The sequence below is a fragment of the Sphingomonas sp. genome (assembly GCF_036387535.1).
Classification (GTDB): Bacteria; Pseudomonadota; Alphaproteobacteria; order Sphingomonadales; family Sphingomonadaceae; genus Sphingomonas_R.
The window spans coordinates 1-20,082 of the sequence record NZ_DASVTO010000042.1 but is presented as its reverse complement, the minus strand read 5'-3'; the positions used below and the strand labels follow the sequence as shown (position 1 = coordinate 20,082).

At 66.6% G+C, this 20,082-nt stretch carries 17 protein-coding genes and 2 riboswitches; of the genes, 8 read left to right on the top strand and 9 right to left on the bottom strand.

Translation table 11 applies throughout. The annotated features are described in order from the left end of the window. Window positions 1-343 (bottom strand): helicase HerA domain-containing protein (locus VF649_RS03490; RefSeq protein WP_331010568.1); only part of this gene is annotated, 343 nt, incomplete at its 3' end. A gap of 127 nt (window positions 344-470) precedes the next feature. Next, window positions 471-567: riboswitch (glycine riboswitch) on the top strand. Further along, window positions 568-675, top strand: a riboswitch (glycine riboswitch). Between the two features lie 53 nt (window positions 676-728). Here VF649_RS03490 and gcvT point away from each other — a divergent pair. The 5 genes from gcvT to alr all read left to right on the top strand — a co-directional run bounded on the left by gcvT (window position 729) and on the right by alr (window position 6,498). Then, window positions 729-1,856 carry a glycine cleavage system aminomethyltransferase GcvT gene (gene gcvT, locus VF649_RS03485; protein ID WP_331010567.1) on the top strand — a complete coding sequence of 376 codons (1,128 nt, stop codon included), beginning with the start codon at window positions 729-731 and terminating at the stop codon, window positions 1,854-1,856. A gap of 3 nt (window positions 1,857-1,859) precedes the next feature. Then, complete coding sequence (gcvH, locus tag VF649_RS03480; RefSeq protein WP_331010566.1) at window positions 1,860-2,243, top strand: glycine cleavage system protein GcvH; 384 nt, start codon at window positions 1,860-1,862, stop codon at window positions 2,241-2,243. A 114-nt stretch (window positions 2,244-2,357) separates the two neighbouring features. Next, window positions 2,358-3,725, top strand: a complete 1,368-nt coding sequence (gcvPA, locus tag VF649_RS03475; protein WP_331010565.1) for an aminomethyl-transferring glycine dehydrogenase subunit GcvPA — start codon at window positions 2,358-2,360, stop codon at window positions 3,723-3,725. Continuing rightward, window positions 3,722-5,275, top strand: coding sequence for an aminomethyl-transferring glycine dehydrogenase subunit GcvPB (gene gcvPB / locus VF649_RS03470; RefSeq protein WP_331010564.1), 1,554 nt, complete (start codon window positions 3,722-3,724; stop codon window positions 5,273-5,275). The genes gcvPA and gcvPB overlap by 4 nt, the downstream gene beginning before the upstream one ends. Before the next feature lie 191 nt (window positions 5,276-5,466). Next, window positions 5,467-6,498, top strand: a complete 1,032-nt coding sequence (gene alr / locus VF649_RS03465) for an alanine racemase (RefSeq protein WP_331010563.1) — start codon at window positions 5,467-5,469, stop codon at window positions 6,496-6,498. Window positions 6,499-6,506: 8 nt separating this feature from the next. Here the strand turns inward: alr and VF649_RS03460 are convergent, their stop codons facing one another. Genes VF649_RS03460 through wecB form a run of 3 tightly spaced genes read right to left on the bottom strand, consistent with a single transcriptional unit; the run spans window position 6,507 to window position 9,209 of the window. Continuing rightward, on the bottom strand, window positions 6,507-6,737 hold the full coding sequence (locus VF649_RS03460; protein WP_331010562.1) for a hypothetical protein: 231 nt from the start codon (window positions 6,735-6,737) through the stop codon (window positions 6,507-6,509). Window positions 6,738-6,787: 50 nt separating this feature from the next. Continuing rightward, a complete protein-coding gene (wecC, locus tag VF649_RS03455) occupies window positions 6,788-8,086 on the bottom strand; it encodes a UDP-N-acetyl-D-mannosamine dehydrogenase (RefSeq protein WP_331010561.1) in 1,299 nt (432 codons plus the stop codon). Further along, complete coding sequence (gene wecB, locus VF649_RS03450) at window positions 8,076-9,209, bottom strand: non-hydrolyzing UDP-N-acetylglucosamine 2-epimerase (RefSeq protein WP_331010560.1); 1,134 nt, start codon at window positions 9,207-9,209, stop codon at window positions 8,076-8,078. The genes wecC and wecB overlap by 11 nt, the downstream gene beginning before the upstream one ends. Window positions 9,210-9,327: 118 nt before the next feature. On the opposite strand from wecB, the gene msrA reads away from it, so the two are divergent. Beyond that, window positions 9,328-9,879, top strand: coding sequence for a peptide-methionine (S)-S-oxide reductase MsrA (msrA, locus tag VF649_RS03445; protein WP_331010559.1), 552 nt, complete (start codon window positions 9,328-9,330; stop codon window positions 9,877-9,879). Window positions 9,880-9,885: 6 nt separating this feature from the next. Here msrA and VF649_RS03440 read toward each other — a convergent pair whose 3' ends face one another. Beyond that, window positions 9,886-10,842, bottom strand: coding sequence for an L-threonylcarbamoyladenylate synthase (locus tag VF649_RS03440; protein ID WP_331010558.1), 957 nt, complete (start codon window positions 10,840-10,842; stop codon window positions 9,886-9,888). Window positions 10,843-10,894: 52 nt separating this feature from the next. On the opposite strand from VF649_RS03440, the gene VF649_RS03435 reads away from it, so the two are divergent. Together VF649_RS03435 and VF649_RS03430 are read left to right on the top strand one after the other, a co-directional pair. Then, window positions 10,895-12,613 carry an acyl-CoA dehydrogenase gene (locus tag VF649_RS03435; protein WP_331010557.1) on the top strand — a complete coding sequence of 573 codons (1,719 nt, stop codon included), beginning with the start codon at window positions 10,895-10,897 and terminating at the stop codon, window positions 12,611-12,613. A 135-nt stretch (window positions 12,614-12,748) separates the two neighbouring features. Continuing rightward, window positions 12,749-13,006 carry a hypothetical protein gene (locus VF649_RS03430; RefSeq protein WP_331010556.1) on the top strand — a complete coding sequence of 86 codons (258 nt, stop codon included), beginning with the start codon at window positions 12,749-12,751 and terminating at the stop codon, window positions 13,004-13,006. Between the two features lie 80 nt (window positions 13,007-13,086). On the opposite strand, the gene VF649_RS03425 is transcribed toward VF649_RS03430, so the two are convergent. The 4 genes from VF649_RS03425 to VF649_RS03410 all read right to left on the bottom strand — a co-directional run. Further along, window positions 13,087-15,174: a glycoside hydrolase family 97 protein gene (locus VF649_RS03425; RefSeq protein WP_331010555.1), complete on the bottom strand. Its 2,088-nt coding sequence runs from the start codon at window positions 15,172-15,174 to the stop codon at window positions 13,087-13,089. A gap of 3 nt (window positions 15,175-15,177) precedes the next feature. Further along, window positions 15,178-16,773 (bottom strand): alpha-amylase family glycosyl hydrolase, encoded by a 1,596-nt coding sequence (locus VF649_RS03420; protein ID WP_331010554.1) that lies wholly within the window; start codon window positions 16,771-16,773, stop codon window positions 15,178-15,180. Then, window positions 16,770-18,575, bottom strand: coding sequence for an alpha-amylase family glycosyl hydrolase (locus tag VF649_RS03415; RefSeq protein WP_331010553.1), 1,806 nt, complete (start codon window positions 18,573-18,575; stop codon window positions 16,770-16,772). The genes VF649_RS03420 and VF649_RS03415 overlap by 4 nt, the downstream gene beginning before the upstream one ends. 42 nt (window positions 18,576-18,617) lie before the next feature. After that, window positions 18,618-20,082 (bottom strand): outer membrane beta-barrel protein (locus VF649_RS03410; protein ID WP_331010552.1); only part of this gene is annotated, 1,465 nt, incomplete at its 5' end.

The following is a 20,082-nucleotide window of genomic DNA, read 5'->3' as shown; positions in this document are numbered from 1 at the left end:
ACCGCATCTGCGCCTCCGCGTCCAGCCCCTCCAGGCTGAGCACCGCAGAGACACGATGTTCCCGGATGCGCGCCGCGATCCGCCTGATTTCCGTTTCGCTGTAATCCGCGCCTTCGATCACCGAATGGCCGTAGCGATCGGCCAGGGTGACGAAATCGCCTTCGGGATCGACGACGATCTGTTGCACCCAGGGAGCCGCACCCTCCAGCAGGCGGCGGAGGAGGTGCGACTTGCCCGACCCGCTATTGCCCTGGACGAGCAGGCGCGTGGCGAGCAGCTCCTCCAATTCCATCAGTGCCGGCGCACCACCGGTGCCGGTTCCCATATCGATGCTGACGGTCATGCCGGGGTCTTTGCGGGGGATCGGGTGAGTCGGCAAGGTGTCTCGTTTGCACGCGCGGATGCGCGGCGGGCGTTGACAGCGCCGCTGCCACGGGCCAAGCGACAGTCGCTGGCCGGAAGCGATTCCGGATGGCCGCGCGGGAGAGTGCGGGACGGGCGACCGAACCGCCGCCGAAGGAGCAACCGCCCCGGAATCTCTCAGGCATACGGGACCGCGCGGACAATTACCGGCACTCTGGAAAGAGCCTCCCGACGGAGGCCGCCGAAGGGGTAAGTCCCGCCGTTTCAGACGGATGGATGAAAGCTCTCAGGTTCCGTGACAGAGGGGGCGATGTGGATCGGCAGCGATGTCGATACGCGCATCGTCATGATGTCAGGAGGCCCGAGTGCACGAATCCGAAACCGAAGCCGAGCCCGAAACCGGTACGCTGCCGCTGGATGCCTGGCACCGCGCGCAGGGTGCCCGCATGGTGGCGTTCGCCGGTTACCACATGCCGATCCAGTATGAAGGGATCATGGCCGAACATCTGTGGACGCGGACGTCCGCCGGGCTGTTCGACGTCAGCCATATGGGGCAGTTGCTGTTGTCGGGCGAAGGCGTGGTGGCGGCGCTGGAACGCATGCTGCCGGCCGATGTCGCATCGCTGGGCGAAGGGCGGATGCGCTATTCCCTGCTGCTGTCCGATACCGGCGGCATCCTGGACGACCTGATGCTGACGCGGCGCGCGGACGGGTTCTACATGGTGGTGAACGGCGCCACGAAATATGACGACATCGCGCATATCCTCGACCATCTCGAAGACGAGATCACGCTCAACCACATGGACGAGCAGGCGTTGCTGGCGGTGCAGGGGCCGAAAGCGGTCGCGACGCTGGCGCGGATCGTGCCGGGGGTCGATGCGCTGACGTTCATGACCGCGGGTGCGTTCACCTGGGACGGCGTGCCGCTGTGGATCAGCCGGTCGGGCTATACCGGCGAGGATGGCTGCGAAATCTCGATCCCCGCGGATGCGGCGGAAGCCTTTGCCGCGCGGCTGTGTGCGGAGCCCGAGATCAAGCCGATCGGCCTGGGCGCGCGCGATTCGCTGCGGCTGGAAGCGGGATTGCCGCTCTATGGACATGACCTGGACCCGGAGACGACGCCGGTGGCGGCGGATCTGGGCTTTGCGTTGTCCAAGCGGCGGCGCGAGGAGGGCGGCTTTCCCGGCGCCGAGCGCATCCTGGCCGAACGAGCCGCGGGACCGGCGTTCACGCGGGTCGGGCTGATGGTCGAAGGACGGCAGCCGGTGCGCGAAGGCGCCCGCGTGCTGGAGGCCGTCGACGGAGTCGAAGGGCGCGTGACGAGCGGCGGTTTTTCCCCCTCGCTGCAGCGATCGATCGCGATGGCCTATGTGCCGACGCTGCTCGCCAATCCCGGATCGAGGATCGACCTTGAACATCGCGGCAAGCGCTTCGTTGGCGAGGTCGTACCGATGCCCTTCATCCCCCACCGCTATGTCCGCAAGGGAGCCTGAACCATGGCCTTTTATTTCACCCGCGATCATGAATGGATCAGCGTCAACCCGACCGTCGATGATGTGACCGCGACCGTCGGCATCACCGATTATGCCCAGGCGCAACTGGGTGACGTCGTGTTCGTCGAAGTGCCGCCGGCCGGAACGACCGTCGAAAAGGGCAAGGAAGCGGCGGTGGTCGAATCGGTCAAGGCCGCGTCCGACGTGTATGCGCCGGTATCGGGCGAGGTCATCGAGGCGAACGCCGCGCTGGAGGCGGATCCATCGCTGGTGAACAGCGCGCCGGAAACGGACGGCTGGTTCTTCAAGGTCAAGCTGTCCGATCCGGGGCAGCTGGAAGGCCTGATGGATGCCGATTCGTACAAGGTCTATCTTGAGGGCCTGTGACGCCTGACACCCGTCCATGCCGAGCGCCGTCGAGGCAACCCATGACTCCTCGACTGCGCTCGGGATGGGCGGACCGGATGTTATTTCATTCCTTGATCCGATGATTGGACAGCAATGCGCTATCTCCCTCTCACCGACGCCGACCGCCAGGGTATGCTGGCGGCGGTCGGCGCGCAGTCGATCGACGACCTGTTCGTCGATGTTCCCGATGTCGCCCGGCTGGACGGGCCGATCGCCGGTCTGCCGATGCATGCGTCCGAACTGGCGGTCGAGCGCCGGCTGTCGCGGATGGCGGCGCGCAACCTGGCGGCGGGGGATGCGCCCTTCTTTCTGGGGTGCGGCGCCTATCGCCACCATGTGCCGGCCAGCGTCGACCACCTGATCCAGCGCGGTGAGTTTCTGACGAGCTATACGCCCTATCAGCCTGAAATCGCGCAAGGAACCGTGCAGGCGCTGTTCGAGTTCCAGACGCAGGTCGCGCGGCTGTACGGCTGCGACGTCGCCAATGCGTCGATGTATGACGGGTCGACCGCCTGTTGGGAGGCGATCGTGATGGCGCGCCGGATCACGCGGCGCGGCAAGGCGGTGCTGTCGGCGGGGCTGCACCCGCATTATGTGTCGGTCTGCACCACGATGGCCAAGTTCACCGGCGACGTGCTGGATACCGCGGTGCCGGAACTGACCGATGGCGCGCCGGGCGACGACATGGCGCGGTTGCTGGCAGCGGTCGATGGCGACGTCAGTTGCGTGGTGGTGCAGAACCCCAACATCCTGGGCCATGTCGCCGATGTGTCCGAGCTGGCGGCGCGGTGCCATGCGAAGGGCGCGTTGCTGATCGCGGTGGTGACCGAGCCGGTGGCGCTGGGCGCGATCCGCAGCCCGGGCGAAATGGTCGCGGACATCGTGGTGGGCGAAGGCCAGTCGATCGGTGTCGGGCTGAACTTCGGCGGGCCCTATGTCGGCCTGTTCGCGACGCGCGACAAATATGTGCGGCAGATGCCGGGCAGGCTGGCGGGCGAAACGGTGGATGCGGACGGCAAGCGCGGTTTCGTGTTGACGCTGTCCACGCGTGAGCAGCATATCCGCCGCGAGAAGGCGACGTCGAATATCTGTACCAATTCCGGGCTTTGCGCGCTGGCGTTCACGATCCATATGAGCTTGCTGGGTGAGCGCGGATTGCGTGATCTGGCGGCGTTGAACCATGCCAAGGCAGTCGCCGCGGCGGAGCAGTTGTCGCGCGTGCCGGGCGTGGAACTGGTCAGCGGGCCGTTCTTCAACGAGTTCACACTGCGTCTGAACCGCGAGGCGCGGCCGGTGATCCGTGCACTGGCCGAGGACGGGATCCTGGGCGGCGTATCGCTGGGGCGGCTGTACCCGGATGCGGCGGGGCTGGCGAACGGGCTGGTGGTCGCGGTGACCGAAACGGTCGAGCCGGACGATGTCGACGAACTGGCCCATGCGCTTGAGGAGGCTTTGTCATGAACCGCGAAGGACGTGTGACCCGGCCCGAGACGGCCGAAATGGGCGGGACTTTCGAGACCTTCACCGGCAATCGCGCATTGATGCTGGAAGAGGCATTGCTGTTCGAGATCGGCGGCACCGACCGCACCGGGGTCGACATCGCCGAGGCACCGCAAGTCGCATCGCGGCTGGGCGGGCTGGAGCGCGACCAGCCGATCGGGCTATATGGCCTGTCCGAGCCGGAGGCAGTGCGCCATTATACGCGGCTGAGCCGGCAGAATTACGGGATCGACCTCGGTTTCTTCCCGCTGGGGTCGTGCACGATGAAGCATAATCCGCGGCTGAACGAGCGGATGGCGCGGTTGCCGGGCTTTGCCGACATCCATCCGTTGCAGCCGGTGGAGACGGTGCAGGGCGCGTTCGCGCTGATCCACGAACTGGGCGAGTGGCTGAAGACGCTGACCGGCATGCCGGCGGTGGCGATGAGCCCGAAAGCGGGCGCGCACGGCGAACTGTGCGGATTGCTGGCGATCCGGTCCGCCCTGGAGGCGCGGGGCGATGCGCGCAAGGTGGTGCTGGTGCCGGAAAGCGCGCATGGCACCAACCCGGCGACGGCCGCCTTCTGCGGCTATGCGGTCGAGAATATTCCTGCCGATGCGGCGGGGCGTGTCGACCTGCAGGCGTTGAAGGACCGACTGGGGCCGGACGTGGCGGGGGTGATGATCACCAACCCCAATACCTGCGGCCTGTTCGAACGCGACATGGCAGCGATATCCGAAGCGGTGCATGCGGCCGGCGGCCTGGTCTATTGCGACGGCGCCAATTTCAACGCGATCGTCGGGCGGGTACGACCGGGGGACCTGGGCATCGATGCGATGCACATCAACCTGCACAAGACCTTTTCCACCCCGCATGGCGGCGGCGGGCCGGGATCGGGACCAGTGGTGTTCTCCGCCGCGCTGGCACCGTTCGCGCCGTTGCCGTTCGTGGAAAAGGAGGGTGACACCTACCGCCTGGTCGAGGAGGAGACGGCGGGTGAGCATCATGCCGGCACGTTCGGTCGGATGGTGGCGTTCCATGGGCAGATGGGCATGTTCAGCCGTGCGCTGGCCTATATCCTGAGCCACGGCGCGGATGGGTTGCGGCAGGTGTCCGAGGACGCCGTGCTGAACGCCAATTACATCCTGCGCGCGCTGGAGGATGTGCTGGAGGCACCGTTCGCGGGCACCGGGCCTTGCATGCATGAGGCGCTGTTCTCCGACAACGGGTTTGCCGAAGGCTTTACCACGCTGGACGTCGCCAAGGGGCTGATCGACGAGGGTTTCCACCCGATGACGATGTATTTCCCGCTGGTGGTGCACGGCGCGATGCTGATCGAGCCGACCGAAACCGAAAGCCGGGCGGCGATCGACCAGTTCGTCGGCGCGCTGCGATCGGTGGCGGAGCGCGCCAAGGCGGGCGACCTCGTGCTGAAGGCGGCGCCGGTGTTCGCACCGCGGCGGCGGCTGGACGAAACCGGCGCGGCGCGCAAGCCGGTGCTGGTGTGGCGGGAGCCGGTGGCGGAGGACTGAACGGCGTCTCAACTTCGTTTGGTTCGAGTTTGTCGAGGGGGGGCGGGTTCTCGACAGGCTCGAACCAAACGGGTTTTGGGCGGAGGTATCGGGTTCTCGACAGGCTCGAACCGAGCGGAGATTGGGATAGGCCCGTATACGGCCCTGTGTCGCGCATGGACGTTCCGCCTTTGCGCCGTTAACCGTCCGGCATGACTTCGCCTCTTCGCCTCACGATCGACGGTGCCGCGCTGGTGGCCAACTGGCGCTGGTATGCGGCGCGGTCGGGATCGGCGGCGTGCGGGGCGGCGGTGAAGGCCGATGGCTATGGCCTGGGCGCGCGGGCGGTGGTGGATCGGCTGGCGGCGGCGGGGTGCCGCGACTTCTTCGTATCGAGTTGGGACGAGGTGGCGGCGCTGGGGCCGCTGGGGCCGGAAGTATCGCTGTCCGTGCTGCACGGGCTGCGCGAGGGGGACGTGCCGCAGGCGTTGGCATCGACAGCCAGGCCGGTGCTGAACACACCGGCGATGGTGGCGCGGTGGAAGGCGGCGGCGCCCGGGCGGCCGTGCGACGTGATGGTGGATACCGGCATGAACCGGCTGGGACTGTCCGCATCGGAAGTACGGTCCGAGATCCTGGCGGGCGTGAAGATCGCGACGCTGATGAGCCATCTGGCGTGTGCGGACCGGCCGGACGATGCGATGAACCGGCGGCAGGCGAACCTGTTTCGCGCGCTGTCGGGTCTGGTGCGGGCGGACCGGTACAGCCTGGCCAATTCGGCCGGTGTCTGCCTGGGTGCGCCATATCGGTTCGATCTGACGCGACCCGGCCTCGGCCTGTATGGCGGCACGCCCGGCCCAGGCGCGGAACCGGCGCCGGTGATCGCGCTGTCGGCCGAGGTGTTGCAGGTGCGGTCCGTGTCGAGCGGGGATACGATCGGCTATGGCGCGGACTTCGTCGCGCGGCGGCCGATGCGGGTGGCGACGCTGAACATCGGCTATGCCGATGGGTATCGCCGCGCGTTTGCGGGCGTGGGTACCGCCACCGTACAGGGCGAGGTCCGGCCGATGCTGGGCCGGATATCGATGGATCTGGTCGCCATCGACGTGACCGGGCTAACCGTGGGCGAGGGCGACTGGGTCACGCTGGATTATGACCTGCCCGCCGCGGCGACGGCGACCGGCGTATCGCAATATGAATTGCTGACGGGGCTGGGCCACCGTTACGCGCGGGAATGGCTGTAGCGCGGTCCTTATCGTCTGCGCCAGCCGCCTTCGGTCCTGCGCCAGCACAGGATCGTAAAGACGGCGATCAGGACCAGGATCGCCCACCAGCGCGACGCGCCCGAAAGTTCGCGCCGGGCCAGCATCAGGCCGGCGAGCAGCAGGATGATAGCGACCCAGCCCTGCCAGGCGATCGGCAGCGACGTACCGTACCCGAGCCGTTTCGGTGCGAACCAAGCGGGTGGACGGCGATCGACCATGGGACATCCTTTGATCCGCGGTCAACGACGATCGGTCGGTGCGGTTCCGGTCAGGCGACGGCTTTCAGCTTCGGGCCGCCATCGATGGTGACGGGCTGATCGGGCCAGATCCCGCGCGTGTCGTAGACGAGTTTGGTCGCACGTTCGCTGAGCGGCACGGAGCGGAAGATGTCGTGATCGACCAGCACGATGAAGATCGGGCAGGTTTCGATCGCGGTGTCGATGTCGATCAGTTCGGCGCCGGTGCCGGCGAAGGCGGCGGGGAGGGCGGTGGCATAAGGTTCGACCACCCGGATGCGGCGGCCATGCTGGCGGGCGAGCGCGGCGGCGACCTTGACCGCCGGGCTTTCGCGAAAATCATCGATATTTGCCTTGAACGCCAGGCCGAGGCAGGCGACCGGCACGTCGGGCATGGCGGCGAGCAGCGCGGCGGCGCGGTCGACGACATGGTCGGACTTGCGATCGTTCACCTCGCGCGCGGTGCGGATCAGCGGGGTGTTGTCGGGATCGCTGTGGACGATGAACCACGGATCGACCGCGATGCAGTGGCCGCCGACACCGGGACCGGGTTGCAGGATGTTCACGCGGGGATGGAGGTTGGCGAGGCGGATCACCTCCCACACGTCCAGCTGCATCGTGTCGGCCACGATCGACAGTTCGTTGGCGAAGGCGATGTTGACGTCGCGGAAGGCGTTTTCGGTAAGCTTCACCATTTCGGCGACGCGGGCGGTGGTGGTGATGCACTGGCCCCGCACGAAGCGGCGATAGAAGCTCATCGCCTTGCGCGCGCAACGCGGGGTGATGCCACCGATGCAGCGATCATTGGTGACGAGTTCGTGCAGGATCCGGCCGGGCAGGACGCGTTCGGGGCAATAGGCGATCGACAGGTCGACGCCGTCGCCGCCGCGGCCGGGGACGCGCAGGTCGGGCCGGAGATCGGCGATCAGATCGCGCAGCTTCTCCGTCGTGCCGACCGGGGAGGTGGATTCGAGGATGATGGTGTCGCCGATCTTCAGCACCGGGGCGATGGTGCGGGCGGCATAGAGCACGAAGCGGATGTCGGGGGCGTGATCGTCCGCGAACGGAGTCGGAACCGCGATCACGAAGATATCGGCGGGTTCGACGACCAGCGACGCGCGCAACGTACCCCGCGCGACCACCGCCTGCACCAGCGCATCGAGATCGAGTTCCTCGATATGGACATGGCCGGAGTTGACGGTGTCGACGACATGGGCGTGCACATCGATGCCCAGCACCGCGCAGCCGGAGCGCGCCACGACCGCGGCGGTCGGCAGGCCGATATAGCCGAGCCCGATGACAGCGACCTTGAGCGGGGTGTCAGACAGCATCGGCGATGATCCTTGCGATACGGGGGGCGGTGTGGCCGTCGCCGAACGGGTTATGCGCTTGTGCCATGGCGGCATAGGCCCCGGCATCGTCGAGCAGGCGCAGCGTTTCCGCGACGATCCGATCCTCGTCCGTTCCGACCAGGCGGGCGGTGCCGGCGGCAACGCCCTCCGGCCGCTCCGTGGTTTCGCGCAGGACCAGCACCGGCTTGCCGAGTGCGGGCGCCTCTTCCTGCACGCCGCCGCTGTCGGTCAGGACGAGGTCGCAGAGGCCGAGCAGGCGGACGAAATGCGGATAGTCGAGCGGATCGATCATGGCGACATTGTCGCGCGAACCGAGCAGCGGGTCCATGGCGCGGCGGACGGCGGGATTGGGGTGGACCGGGAAGATGATCGCGACGTCGGGGCGATCGGCGACGCGGGCGACGGCACGGGCAATGGCATCCATGCCGCCACCGAAATTTTCGCGCCGGTGGGTGGTGACTGCGATCAGCCGCTTGCCCGCGAAGCGCGCGGCGAGATCGTCCAGCCCCGATGCGAGCGCCGGTTCGGCCGCAATGCGCGCGCGGGTGGCATGGAGCGCGTCGATCACCGAATTGCCGGTCATGTACACGGTGCGGGGATCGATGCGTTCGGCGATCAGCGCGACGGCGGCGGTATCGGTGGGGGCGAAATGCAGATCGGCGATCGTGGCGACGATGCGGCGGTTCACCTCCTCCGGCCAGGGATGGTGGATGTCGCCCGATCGCAGCCCGGCCTCGACATGCGCGACCGGGATCTTGCGGTAATAGGCCGCGAGCGCACCGATCATCGCGGTGGCGGTATCCCCCTGGACCACGACGCGATCGGGCTTCACCCGATCATAGACGGTGCCAAGTTCGGTGAGCAGCCGCGCGCTGAGCGCATCGAGACTCTGATCCGGCGCCATCAGATCGAGATCGATGTCGGGCGTGACATTGCCGATCGCCAGCACCTGATCCAGCAGGCCGCGATGCTGCGCCGTCACGCAGACCAGCGTGTCCAGCCCTGGCGTCGCCCGGAGCGCATGGACGATCGGGAACATCTTGATCGCTTCCGGCCGGGTTCCGAAGACGAGCAGGATACGGGCGGGAGTCGCGGACGTCATGCGAGCGGCTGTAGCGACGAACGGGTTACGATTCTCGTACCGTCGTACCAGTGGCATCGATTGCATATGCGGGGCCGCACCCCATTTTCACCGGGAACGTAGTGAAGGAATATCCGCAATGGCCACCGAAACCGCAACGCTTGCCGCCGGATGCTTCTGGTGCGTGGAAGCCGTCTATGACGATCTGGCCGGCGTGGAGTCGGTCGAAAGCGGCTATATCGGCGGGCATGTCGCGGACCCGACGTATCGACAGGTCTGCGGGGGCGATACCGGCCATGCCGAGGCGATCCGGATCGTGTTCGACAATGCTGTGATCGGCTATGCCGACCTGCTCGACATCTTCTTCCACGTCCATGACGCGACCCAGCTGAACCGGCAGGGCAATGACGTCGGCACGCAATATCGGTCGGCGATCTTTCCGCATGACGCCGGGCAGGAGAGCGAAGCACGCGCGGCGATCGCGCGCGCGCAGGCGGACAGCGCACAGCCGATCGTAACGACGATCGAGCCGCTGGCGACATGGTATCCGGCCGAGGATTATCACCAGGAGTATTTCGAGCGCGAGGGCAGCAAGAACGGATATTGCATGGCGATCGTCGCGCCGAAGCTGCGCAAGTTCCGCAAGGCCTATACCGATCGGTTGAAGGACGGGGTGCAGGCAGAGGCCTGAACCGGGTCACCGCGGCGCGGCAGCCCGCGCGAGGCGATCGTTGATCGCGAACCCGAGCCCATCGGCCGGGATCGGCGCGACGGCGATCCACCCCGGAGTGGCGGTATCCGCCGCGTGCAGCAGATCGAACAGGCGAGCGGCGGCCTCCACCAGATCCCCCGCCGCCGACAGCGTCGCGTCGCCGGGAACCGGACCAAAGCCGATCAGCCATTCGTCCGGATGCGCGGCGGTGGCGTTCAGGCGGATCGGCTTTGCGGGCGCATAATGGCTGGCGAGTTGGCCCGGCGCCTCGATCCGGTCGCCGGTGCCTTCGACCAGCGGCAGGGCGGTGACCGCCGCGATCATCGCGCGGGTGACCGGACCGGGGCGCAGCAGGCGGAGCGGATTGCCGGTTGCGATGATCGTCGATTCCAGGCCGAGTGCAGTGGCGCCGCCGTCGATCACCAGCGGAATGCGGCCGTGGAGGCTGGCGGCGACATGCCGGGCACGGGTCGGGCTGATCCCGCCGCTGGCGTTGGCGCTGGGCGCAGCAAGCGGCAGGCCGGTCGCCTGCAGCAGCGCGCGCATGGCGGGATGCGCGGGAACCCGGATGGCGACGGTCTGCAGCCCGGCGGTGCAGAGCGCCGCAATGCCGGCACGGTCACGCAGCGGCAGGACGAGCGTGAGCGGACCCGGCCAGAAGGCGGCGGCGAGCGCGCGGGCCGCGTCGTCGAACCAGGCGAGGTGTTCGGCGGCGGCAAGATCCGGAACATGCACGATCAGCGGATTGAACGCGGGCCGCCCCTTTGCGGCATAGATGCCCGCGACCGATTCGCCGCGCGTGGCGTCCGCGGCGAGTCCGTAGACGGTTTCAGTGGGGACGGCGACCGGATGACCGGCGCGAATCAGCGCCGCCGCCTCCGCGATCGCGGCGGTGCCGTAGCGGCGGACAAGAGGCCGGAAAGCGGGGTTTGGAGTGGTCACCGCACGAGGCTATAACGGGGTCAACCGGCTGCGAAAGCCCATAGGAGATATCATGCCCTTTGCCGTTCCCGTCGCCGAACAGCGTTTCCTGCTGACCCATGTCGCCGGGATCGCGGAACTGGCCGCGATGCCGGCCTTTGCCGATGCGACCCCGGACATGATCGACGCGGTGCTGGAGGGTGCGGCGGCATTTGCGGAGGGGGAATTCGCGCCGCTCAACCGGATCGGGGATACGGCAGGCGCGCGGTGGAGCGCGGACGGCGTGACCATGCCCGCAGGCTACGGCGTTGCGTATCGCGACTATGTCGCCGGCGGGTGGGGCACTATCGACGCACCCGTCGATGTCGGCGGACAGGGCTTGCCGTTCGCGGTGGCCACCGCGGTGCTGGAAAGCCTGGGCACCGCCAACCTATCGTTCGCGCTGTGTCCCACGCTGACGGTCGGGGCGATCGAGGCGATTTCGGCGCATGGCAGCGCCGATCAGCAGGCCAGATACCTGCCGAAGCTGGTGACCGGGGAATGGACCGGTACGATGAACCTGACCGAGCCGCAGGCGGGATCGGATGTCGGCGCGCTGCGCACGACGGCGGAGCCGCAGCCGGACGGGACGTACCGGATCAAGGGTACGAAGATCTACATCAGCTATGGCGAGCATGACCTGGCCGAGAACATCATCCATCTGGTGCTGGCGCGGACGCCGGGCGCGCCGGCGGGAACGCGTGGTATCTCGTTGTTCGTGGTGCCGCGGTACCGGGTGGCGGCGGACGGCACGATCGGGGCGGCGAACGATGTTCGTTGCGTATCGATCGAACACAAGATGGGCCTGCACGCGTCGCCGACCTGCGTGATGTCGTTCGGGGATCAGGACGATTGCATCGGCGAGATCGTGGGCCCGGAGCATGGCGGCATGCGTGCGATGTTCACGATGATGAACAATGCGCGGCTGAACGTCGGGTTGCAGGGTGTGGAGGTGGCGGAACGCGCCACCCAGGCGGCGGTGGACTATGCGACCGGGCGGGTGCAATCGGCGCGGGCGGGATCGCCGTCGCGCGAATCCGTTGCGATCATCGAGCATCCCGACGTGCGGCGGATGTTGTTGCGGATGAAGGCGCTGACCCAGGCGGCACGCGCGCTGTGCTACCATGCCGCCGGACAGGTCGACCGGGCGCATCAGGGTGACGCCGCCGCGCGGGTCCGCGTCGACCTGATGACGCCGCTGGTGAAGGCTTACGGCACCGACATCGGCGTGGAGGTGGCGAGCCTCGGCATCCAGGTGCATGGCGGCATGGGTTTCGTCGAGGAAACCGGCGCGGCGCAGCATTACCGCGATGCGCGGATCGCGCCGATCTATGAAGGCACGAACGGCATTCAGGCGGCGGATCTGGTCGGTCGCAAGCTGACCGGGGATGGCGGCGCGGGCCTGGCGGCGTTGCTGGCCGATATTCGCGGCGAGGGCGGCGGGGAGCCGGCGCTGATCGCGCTGGTGGACGCGGTCGCGCGCGTCGCCGATGCGCTGCGCACCGGGGACGGCGATGATCGGCTGGCCGGCAGCTATCCGTTCCTGACGATGTTGGCAGTCGCGACCGCGGGCTGGCTGCTGACGCGGCAGATGCACGTGGCCAGCGGCGACGACGCCTTCGCCCGGATGAAGCGGACGACGGCCCGCTTCTACCTCGACCGCATCGTGCCGGAAGCGGCCGGGCTGGAGGCATCGGCACTGGCGGGAGCGGCGGGATTATATGCGCTGACGGCGGAGGAACTGGCGGCGTGAGGGTTGGTCGGCATCGTCCGCAGTCTGGATAAGGTCAGCGTCCGGCAAGCGGTGATGCTGTCCTGTCACGTTGCAAGATGGTCGACGGCGTCCAGGGGCGTTTTCGCACGGCGATCGACGTATCGATCATGTAATATGGCCGATGCGAGCCCGTCAGTACCCGATCCTCCGATCGCATTCGATCTGGATCAACTTCGTCTCGCCCGCAGCAAGTGGGAAAGTGCCAGTGTCGCGCAGACTTTCGTCCCCGACAAGGCTCGCAAATGCCTTGGTCCAGCGGATCGTATAGGCATCGTTATCGTGCGTGGTGATGACTTGCCCTTCAAGCGCAGTGTCACTGATCGAAACCGCGTCATGCCGGATGCTGTTTTCGAAACCGAACAGGCGAGCTGATACTCTGCGGCGTTCAGTCTATGCGATGCCATGCCTGATGTTACGAAACTTGCTCGAGTGGTCGAGCAAGTTTCGCATAGTCACTGCGCCTTCAGCCGGATGGCCTGACCGCCGCCGGGTGCGAGGTCGAGGGTCAGGCGGTCGCCCTTGCGGACGCGGCGATGGTCGATGGCGACCGCGTAGCGGGTGGTGGTGCGGTAGTCGGCGCCCGGACCGTCGCGGTAGATGTCGGCCGTGTAGGTCCGACCCGGATCGAGAAAATCCAGCGTGACCGTGAGGGTGCGGGCATTTTCGTCGGTGATGCTGCCGATATACCAGTCCGCCGAGGCGCGGTCCTTGCGGGCGAAGGTGGCATAATCGCCGACTTCGCCGTTCAGCACGCGGGTGTCGGACCAGTCGGTGGGCACATCGCGGATGAACCGGAACGCATCGGGCACCTTCGCATAGTTTTCCGGCGTATCAGCCGCCATCTGGACCGGAGAGTAGAGCACGACGTAGAGCGCGAGTTGCTTCGCGGCGGTCGACAGAATGTCGCTGTTGTCCGAACCCTTCAGGCTGAGGACACCGGGCGTGAAGTCCATCGGGCCTTCCAGCATGCGCGTGAAGGCGAGATTGGCCTCATGTTCCGGCGGATTCTTGCCGGCCCAGCTGTTATATTCCATGCCGCGTGATCCCTCGCGTGCGACCCAGTTGGGATAGGTGCGGCGCAGGCCGGTGTCCTTGACGGGTTCGTGGCTGTCGATCGAGACGTGATATTTCGCGGCGGTGGTGACGACGCGGGTATAGTGGTTCACCATCCACTGCCCCTCATGCCATTCGCGGTGCTGCGATCCGTCGGGGTCGACGCGCTCGATCTGCCCCGCGTCGGTGACGTAGCCGGTCTTGACGGTCGGGATGCCATGATCGCGCGCATAACCGAAGGCGCGATCGAGCTGTCCGTCATAATGGCTGGCCGACCCGCCGGTTTCGTTGTGGCCGATCAGGTGAACGCCCTTGGACCTGGCATAGCGCGAGAGGAAGCCGGCGTCGAAATCGGGAGTCGGGGTGTCGAACTGCATCGCGTTGCCGTCGCCAAACCAGTCGCCGTCCCAGCCGACGTTCCAGCCTTCGACCAGGACGCCCGGGATCTTGTTGGCGCTGGCGAAATCAATGTAGCTCTTGACGTGGGCGGTGGTGGCGCCGTGTTGCGGCCCGGTCGCCCAGCTCCATTTGCCGGTGATCATGTTCCACCAGACGCCGACGAACTTGCCGGTTTTGACCCAGCCGACGTCGCCCAGCCGGTTGGGCTCGTTCAGGTTGAGCTCGATGTGGCTCATGTAGAGGCCGGGGGCGTCGTCCGACAGGATCAGCGTGCGCCAGGGCGTGGTGAACGGCCCGGTGCGGGTGACCTTCGGCGCGCCGGAACCGGGGGTGAGGACCGCCTTCAGCGTGTTGCCTTCGACCTTGGCGACGTTCATGCCGGCATAGTCGGTCAGCGCGGCTTCGTGCAGCGCGACATGCGTGCCGCTGGCGAGTTTCAGCGTGACCGGCGTGGCGGCGGTGCCGACGGCACGCAGCGGCGTGCGATTGTAGAGATATTCCTCGCGATTCCATTCCAGCGCGGGTTTCCACCAGGCGGTGGCATCGGCCGCGAAGGCGAACTGGGTCAGTTCCTCCGCGATGTTGACCGTCCTGAAAGTGGGTTGTTCGGGAAATTCGTAGCGAAAGCCGATGCCGTCATCCTGCACGCGGAACACGACGTCGATGCTGCGCCGGAGCCGATCGGTTTCCGTCAGCCGCACGCGCAGTTCGGTGTGATTGTCGCGGATGCTGGTCCATTCGCCCCAAGGCTGGTTCCAGCGGGTATCGGACCTGTCGCGCGTCACCCGGTCGATCTTCAGGTGGCGATCGAACTTGGGTGCGTCGGTGAACAGGAAGCCGAGCCGCGAGGGGGCGATGATCGTCTCGCCCTTGCGCGTGACGGTGTAGGATGCGTGGCCCTCACCGTCGGTGGCGATCGTGACGACGATGCTGCCATCCGGCGACGCGACCGTCGCGCTGGGCACCGCCGCCGGTGGCTGCGGCTTGATCGTCTCGTTCACGGACGCGGCGGGTGCGGGTGCGGGTGCGGTCTGGGCATGGGCGGAGGTGGCCAGAAGCGCGGACAGCAGGAGGGGGAAGCTCTTCATGGTTCAGGCGATCCTTTCGGCGACCAGGGCAGCATAGCCGCCCAGGGTCCAGCACTCGACGCTATTGATGGTGATGATGACGCGCCAGTCGTCGGGGGCCGGCGGCTGCCAGCTGGCGGGTTCCGGCCCCATGTTGAACAGACAGAGCAGCGTCTGCCCATCCGCCTGCCGCTGATAGGCGAGGAGCGTGTCCGTGACGGCCAGCACGGTGCAATCGCCGATCGCCAGCGCCGGACAGGCGCGGCGGAGCGCGAGCAGCCGGCGGGTATGGTTCAGATGCGACTGCGGATCCGCCTGCTGCCGATCGACCGCCAGCACGGCGTGATCCGCGCCGATCGGGAGCCAGGGCGGCGCGGTGGAGAATCCCAGCGCCGGGGCATCGGCGATCCAGGGCATCGGCGTGCGCGCGCCGTCGCGCGACAGCGTCATCGGCCAATTGGCGATCGCCTCCGGATCGCGGAGCGCCGCGAAGGGAAGATCGACCTGCGGCAGGGCCAGTTCCTCGCCATAATAGAGGAAGATGTTGCCGCGCAGGCAGATCAGCAGCAGCATCTTCATACGGGCGAAGGCATCGCGGTGGGCGGGATCGACCCAGCGCGACACGGCGCGCGGCGCATCGTGATTTTCAAACGCCCAACTGGGCCAGCCGACGCCGTGTTCGACCGGCCAGGCGGAGACGGCGGCGGCGACACCGTGGGGCGTCAAGGCGTCGGCATAGAGAAAGTCGAAGCCATAGGCGCTGTCGAGGCGCCGGCCGCCCGCGGTGAACAGCTTCATTTCGCGGTCGCTGTCATCGCCGCCGACCTCCGCCACCGTGAAGCGGTCGCCATAGCCGTCCAGCAGCGCGCGGATGCGTTCCAGGAACCGCGGAATATCCGCGTGGCTCTGATTATGGAGCTTGCGCTGGAAATCGAACGGGCGCGTGCGCGGCCGGCCGTCGTCGGGGAGCGGCGGATTATCGGTCAGCGCCGGATCGTGCATCGTGAAGTTGATCGCGTCCAGCCGGAAGCCATCGACCCCGCGATCCAGCCAGAAGCGGGCTGTCGCGAGCAGCGCATCCTGCACCGCCGGCAGGTGGACGTGCAGTTGCGGCTGTTCCTTCAGGAAATTGTGCAGATAATATTGCCGGCGGCGCGCATCCCAGGTCCAGGCGGGCCCGCCGAACACCGATTGCCAGTTGGACGGCGGGCTGCCGTCGGGCTTCGCATCGGCCCAGACATACCAGTCGGCGCGGTCGCCCGTGCGGCTGGAACGGCTTTCGGCGAACCAGGGATGCTGATCAGAGGTGTGGCTGTAGATCTGATCGATGATGACGCGCAGGCCGAGCGCGTGGGCGCGGGCGACGAGCGCGTCAAAATCCGCCAGCGTCCCGAAGATGGGATCGACGTCGCGATAATCCGCAACGTCATAGCCGAAATCCTTCATCGGTGATGTGAAGAAGGGCGACAGCCAGATCGCGTCGACACCCAGCGATGCGACATAATCGAGATGGTGGGTGATCCCGTTCAGATCGCCGATCCCGTCGCCGTTGCTGTCGGCGAAGCTGCGCGGATAGATCTGGTAGATGGCCGCGCCCTGCCACCAGGGGCGCGTGCTCATTTCGGCGTGTCCGCGGCGCAGACGGCATAGCCGAAGGCGGGGAGGATGACCGAAACGCTGCCCGGCGCGGCGGCACGCGCGGCGCACCGGCCGGCAAGCGTGGTGAAGCGGGTGGACGCCGTTTCGACCTGGACCATCTGTGTGACCGGCGTGGGCGCGGTGTTGAACAGCAACAGGGTTTCGGCGCCGCCATCCGGATCGAACCGGGATACCGCGAACAGGCCGGGTGCGTCGCCGCGCGCCCGGACCAGCGTGCGCCCGCGGGTGAGCGCGGGGTTGGCACGCCGGATCCGCGACAAGGCGGCGATTTCCCGAAACAGGGGATGGCGTCGATCGAAATTGGCGGTTGCGGTCGTGGCGTCGGTGCCGACGAGGCGATTGTCGTTATAGACCGCGACCTGGCTGGCGAACATGTCTTCGCGCGCATCCTGATCATTGCCGTCGCCGGCAAAGCCCTGTTCGTCGCCCGAATAGATTGTGGGCACCCCGCGCAGCGTCAGCAGCATGGCGTGGGCGAGCGTGACGCGCGCCAGCACCTCCGCATCGCCGGCCGTCGGGTTGAGCCGGCGGACGTCGCGGGCAAAGCGGCCCTGATCATGATTGCCGAGGAAGGTCGGCAGGGTCAGCGCGCGATCGGCGCCGCCGTCATAGAGCGCATCGCCATCGAACAGCGCCGCCAGTTCGCGCGTGCCCTTGTTCCCCGCGACCACATCCGTGACGCCCCAGCGGAATGCGAAATCCAGCACGGCCGGCAATGCGTCGACACGGGTGAAGCGCGCGAGATAGCCGGGGTCCATCGTTTCCCCCGCGACTTCGCCGAAGATGTGGAAGTTCGGGATGCCGTTTGCGCGGGCGCGGGCGACCATGGCGGGGACGAACCGCTGCCAAAAGCCGGGTTCGACATGGCGGGCGGTGTCGATGCGGAAGCCGTCGATCTTGAACCGATCGATCCAGCCGCCGAAAATCTCGATCATGCCGGACAGCACGCGCGGATTCTGCGTCATCAGATCATCAAGCCCGGAGAAATCGCCCTCGGTCCCGCTTTCGTCCGCGAAGGTCGAGTCGCCGCGATTATGGTAATAGATCGGGTCGTTGAGCCAGGACGGAACCTTCACATCGCGTTCGGCCGCGGGGACGTAGGGCGTGTAGGCATAGGTCGGGTCGGTCAGCCGGGCGAAATTGGCGGAGGTGCCGAGCGCATCGCCAGCAAAGCCGGGGTTGATCGGCCGGCCACCGACGCCGCCGCGGCGCTGATAGGGGAAGGTCGCGCGGTCACGGTAGGGGCACGGGGTGCCTTCCCGGCATTCGCGGTACTGGATCACGTCGGCGGTGTGGTTGATGATGATGTCCATATAGACCTTCATCCCGCGGGCGTGCGCCGCATCCACGAACTGCCGCATGTCCGCATCGGTACCGAAATGCGGATCGACATGCGTGAAATCGGTGATCCAGTAGCCATGATAGCCGGCGCTTTCCTGGCCCGGCGCACCCTGGACCGGCTTGTTCCGGAAGATCGGGCCGAGCCAGATCGCGGTCGCACCCAGAGCCTGCACATAATCGAGCCGCCGGGTCAGCCCCTTCAGATCGCCACCATGGTAGAACCCCTTGGCGGTCGGATCATAGCCGGTCTGGAGCCGCCCGCCGGCCAGGCCGCCGCGATCGTTGGCGGGATCGGCATTGTCGAAGCGGTCGGGCAGGACGAAGTAGATCACCTCGTCCTGCGGGAGCCGGGCGCGGTAATCGGCCGCGGGCGCCGGGACCGCCCCGAATACCGCCAAGGCGAGAGCCAATGTCCTGATCATGGCGTTTCTATCCCGATATGCGATGGCGGCCGACGGTGCGGATCAGAACTTGAGGCTGGCACCCAGATAGAATTGCCGGCCGAAATATTGCAGCGTGCCGGTCTGTGCCGGCTGGCCGAAATAGGAGCGGGTCGGTTCGTCGGTGATGTTGTTCGCCTGCGCCAGCAGGGTGACGCCGGACAGGGCGCTGGTGTTCGGGAACTCATAGCTCATCTGCGCATCGAAGATCGTTTCGGCCGCGTTCGTCACGATCTGTTCCGACAGGCCGAATTGCGGTGCCACGAACTTCGATCGATAGCGCATCGACACGCGGGTGGAGAAGCCGTTCTTTTCGTAGAAGATCGTCGGGTTGGATACGATTTTCGACAGGCCGGGTAGCGACAGCGACAGCGTGTTGCCGCTGATCGCATTGGTGATGCTGACATCCGATTTGTTGTAGGAGATGTTCAACACCGCGCCCAGACCGTCGAACGGCGCCGGCAGGAAGTCGAAGGTCTTGGTCAGCGCCGCTTCGAACCCGTAGACATAGCCGCCATTACCGTTGATCGGCGCAAACAGATTGCCGGTCGTGACGACGCTGCTGTAGCCGGTGCCGGCGAGCGGTGGCGGCGTGATGCCATTGGCGGCAAAGTCGTAATTCGGGACGACGCCGCCGATCACGAAGCTGCGTACATCCTTGTAGAAGGCGCCGAGCACGAACGAGCCGCTGCTACCGAAATAATGTTCGTAGGTGGCGTCGAACTGGTTGGCGCGGAACGGCTGCAGATCAGGATTGCCGCCGCTGCCGTCCTGGCGTGCGACGCTGCCGCCGATCGCCACCAGCTGCGCCTGAACCGCGTTGCGGAAGTCGAAGAAACGCGGGCGCGAGATCTGCCGCGACAGCGAGAGGCGCGCCTGATCGCTGGGCGACAAGGCCAGGATGAAGTTCGCCTGCGGCAGCCAGTCGGTGAACTTGGTGCCGCGCGTGTTGGGGAACCGCCCGCTGCCCGTATCGATGGTCGAGGACGAACTCTGGTCGGTATGCACCACCCGGACGCCGATATTGCCCTTGAACGGCAAGGATCCGGCAATCGTGTCGAAATTGAGCATCGCGTAGCCGGCGATCGTCTTCTCATCGATCGTGAAGCTCTGGTCCCGGGTAAACGCCTGCGCCTGATCGACGACGCGGTTCTTGCCGAGTTGCTGGTCGAAGATACTGCCGATGTCGGCCACGAGGAAGTCGGGGAAGGAACCGAACGCGCCGTTGAACCCGGCGATCTGCGAATTGTCCGCGGTCAGCGTGACCGGGTTGGCGAAGCTGAACGCGTTGAAGCTGGTGATCGTCCGTGCCGCCTTGCGCGCGCCGTAGCGGCCGCCAATGTCGAGCGACTTCACGAACGGCCCGTCGACCTTGACCAGCGCGCTGCCGGCGAAGGCGTAGAGCCGATCGGTATCCTTCTGCGGGACGATGTAGAAGCCTTCGAACGTGTTCTGGGCAGGATTGGTGTAATCCGCGCTGGTCGAGAAG

Coding starts and splice junctions, on each gene's coding strand:
- VF649_RS03425 (WP_331010555.1), bottom strand. CDS start 15,174: ATGAAGAGCTTCCCCCTCCTGCTGTCCGCGCTTCTGGCCACCTCCGCC.
- VF649_RS03460 (WP_331010562.1), bottom strand. CDS start 6,737: ATGGTCGATCGCCGTCCACCCGCTTGGTTCGCACCGAAACGGCTCGGG.
- gcvPA (WP_331010565.1), top strand. CDS start 2,358: ATGCGCTATCTCCCTCTCACCGACGCCGACCGCCAGGGTATGCTGGCG.
- gcvH (WP_331010566.1), top strand. CDS start 1,860: ATGGCCTTTTATTTCACCCGCGATCATGAATGGATCAGCGTCAACCCG.
- msrA (WP_331010559.1), top strand. CDS start 9,328: ATGGCCACCGAAACCGCAACGCTTGCCGCCGGATGCTTCTGGTGCGTG.
- gcvPB (WP_331010564.1), top strand. CDS start 3,722: ATGAACCGCGAAGGACGTGTGACCCGGCCCGAGACGGCCGAAATGGGC.
- wecB (WP_331010560.1), bottom strand. CDS start 9,209: ATGACGTCCGCGACTCCCGCCCGTATCCTGCTCGTCTTCGGAACCCGG.
- wecC (WP_331010561.1), bottom strand. CDS start 8,086: ATGCTGTCTGACACCCCGCTCAAGGTCGCTGTCATCGGGCTCGGCTAT.
- alr (WP_331010563.1), top strand. CDS start 5,467: ATGACTTCGCCTCTTCGCCTCACGATCGACGGTGCCGCGCTGGTGGCC.
- VF649_RS03435 (WP_331010557.1), top strand. CDS start 10,895: ATGCCCTTTGCCGTTCCCGTCGCCGAACAGCGTTTCCTGCTGACCCAT.
- VF649_RS03415 (WP_331010553.1), bottom strand. CDS start 18,575: ATGATCAGGACATTGGCTCTCGCCTTGGCGGTATTCGGGGCGGTCCCG.
- VF649_RS03430 (WP_331010556.1), top strand. CDS start 12,749: ATGGCCGATGCGAGCCCGTCAGTACCCGATCCTCCGATCGCATTCGAT.
- VF649_RS03420 (WP_331010554.1), bottom strand. CDS start 16,773: ATGAGCACGCGCCCCTGGTGGCAGGGCGCGGCCATCTACCAGATCTAT.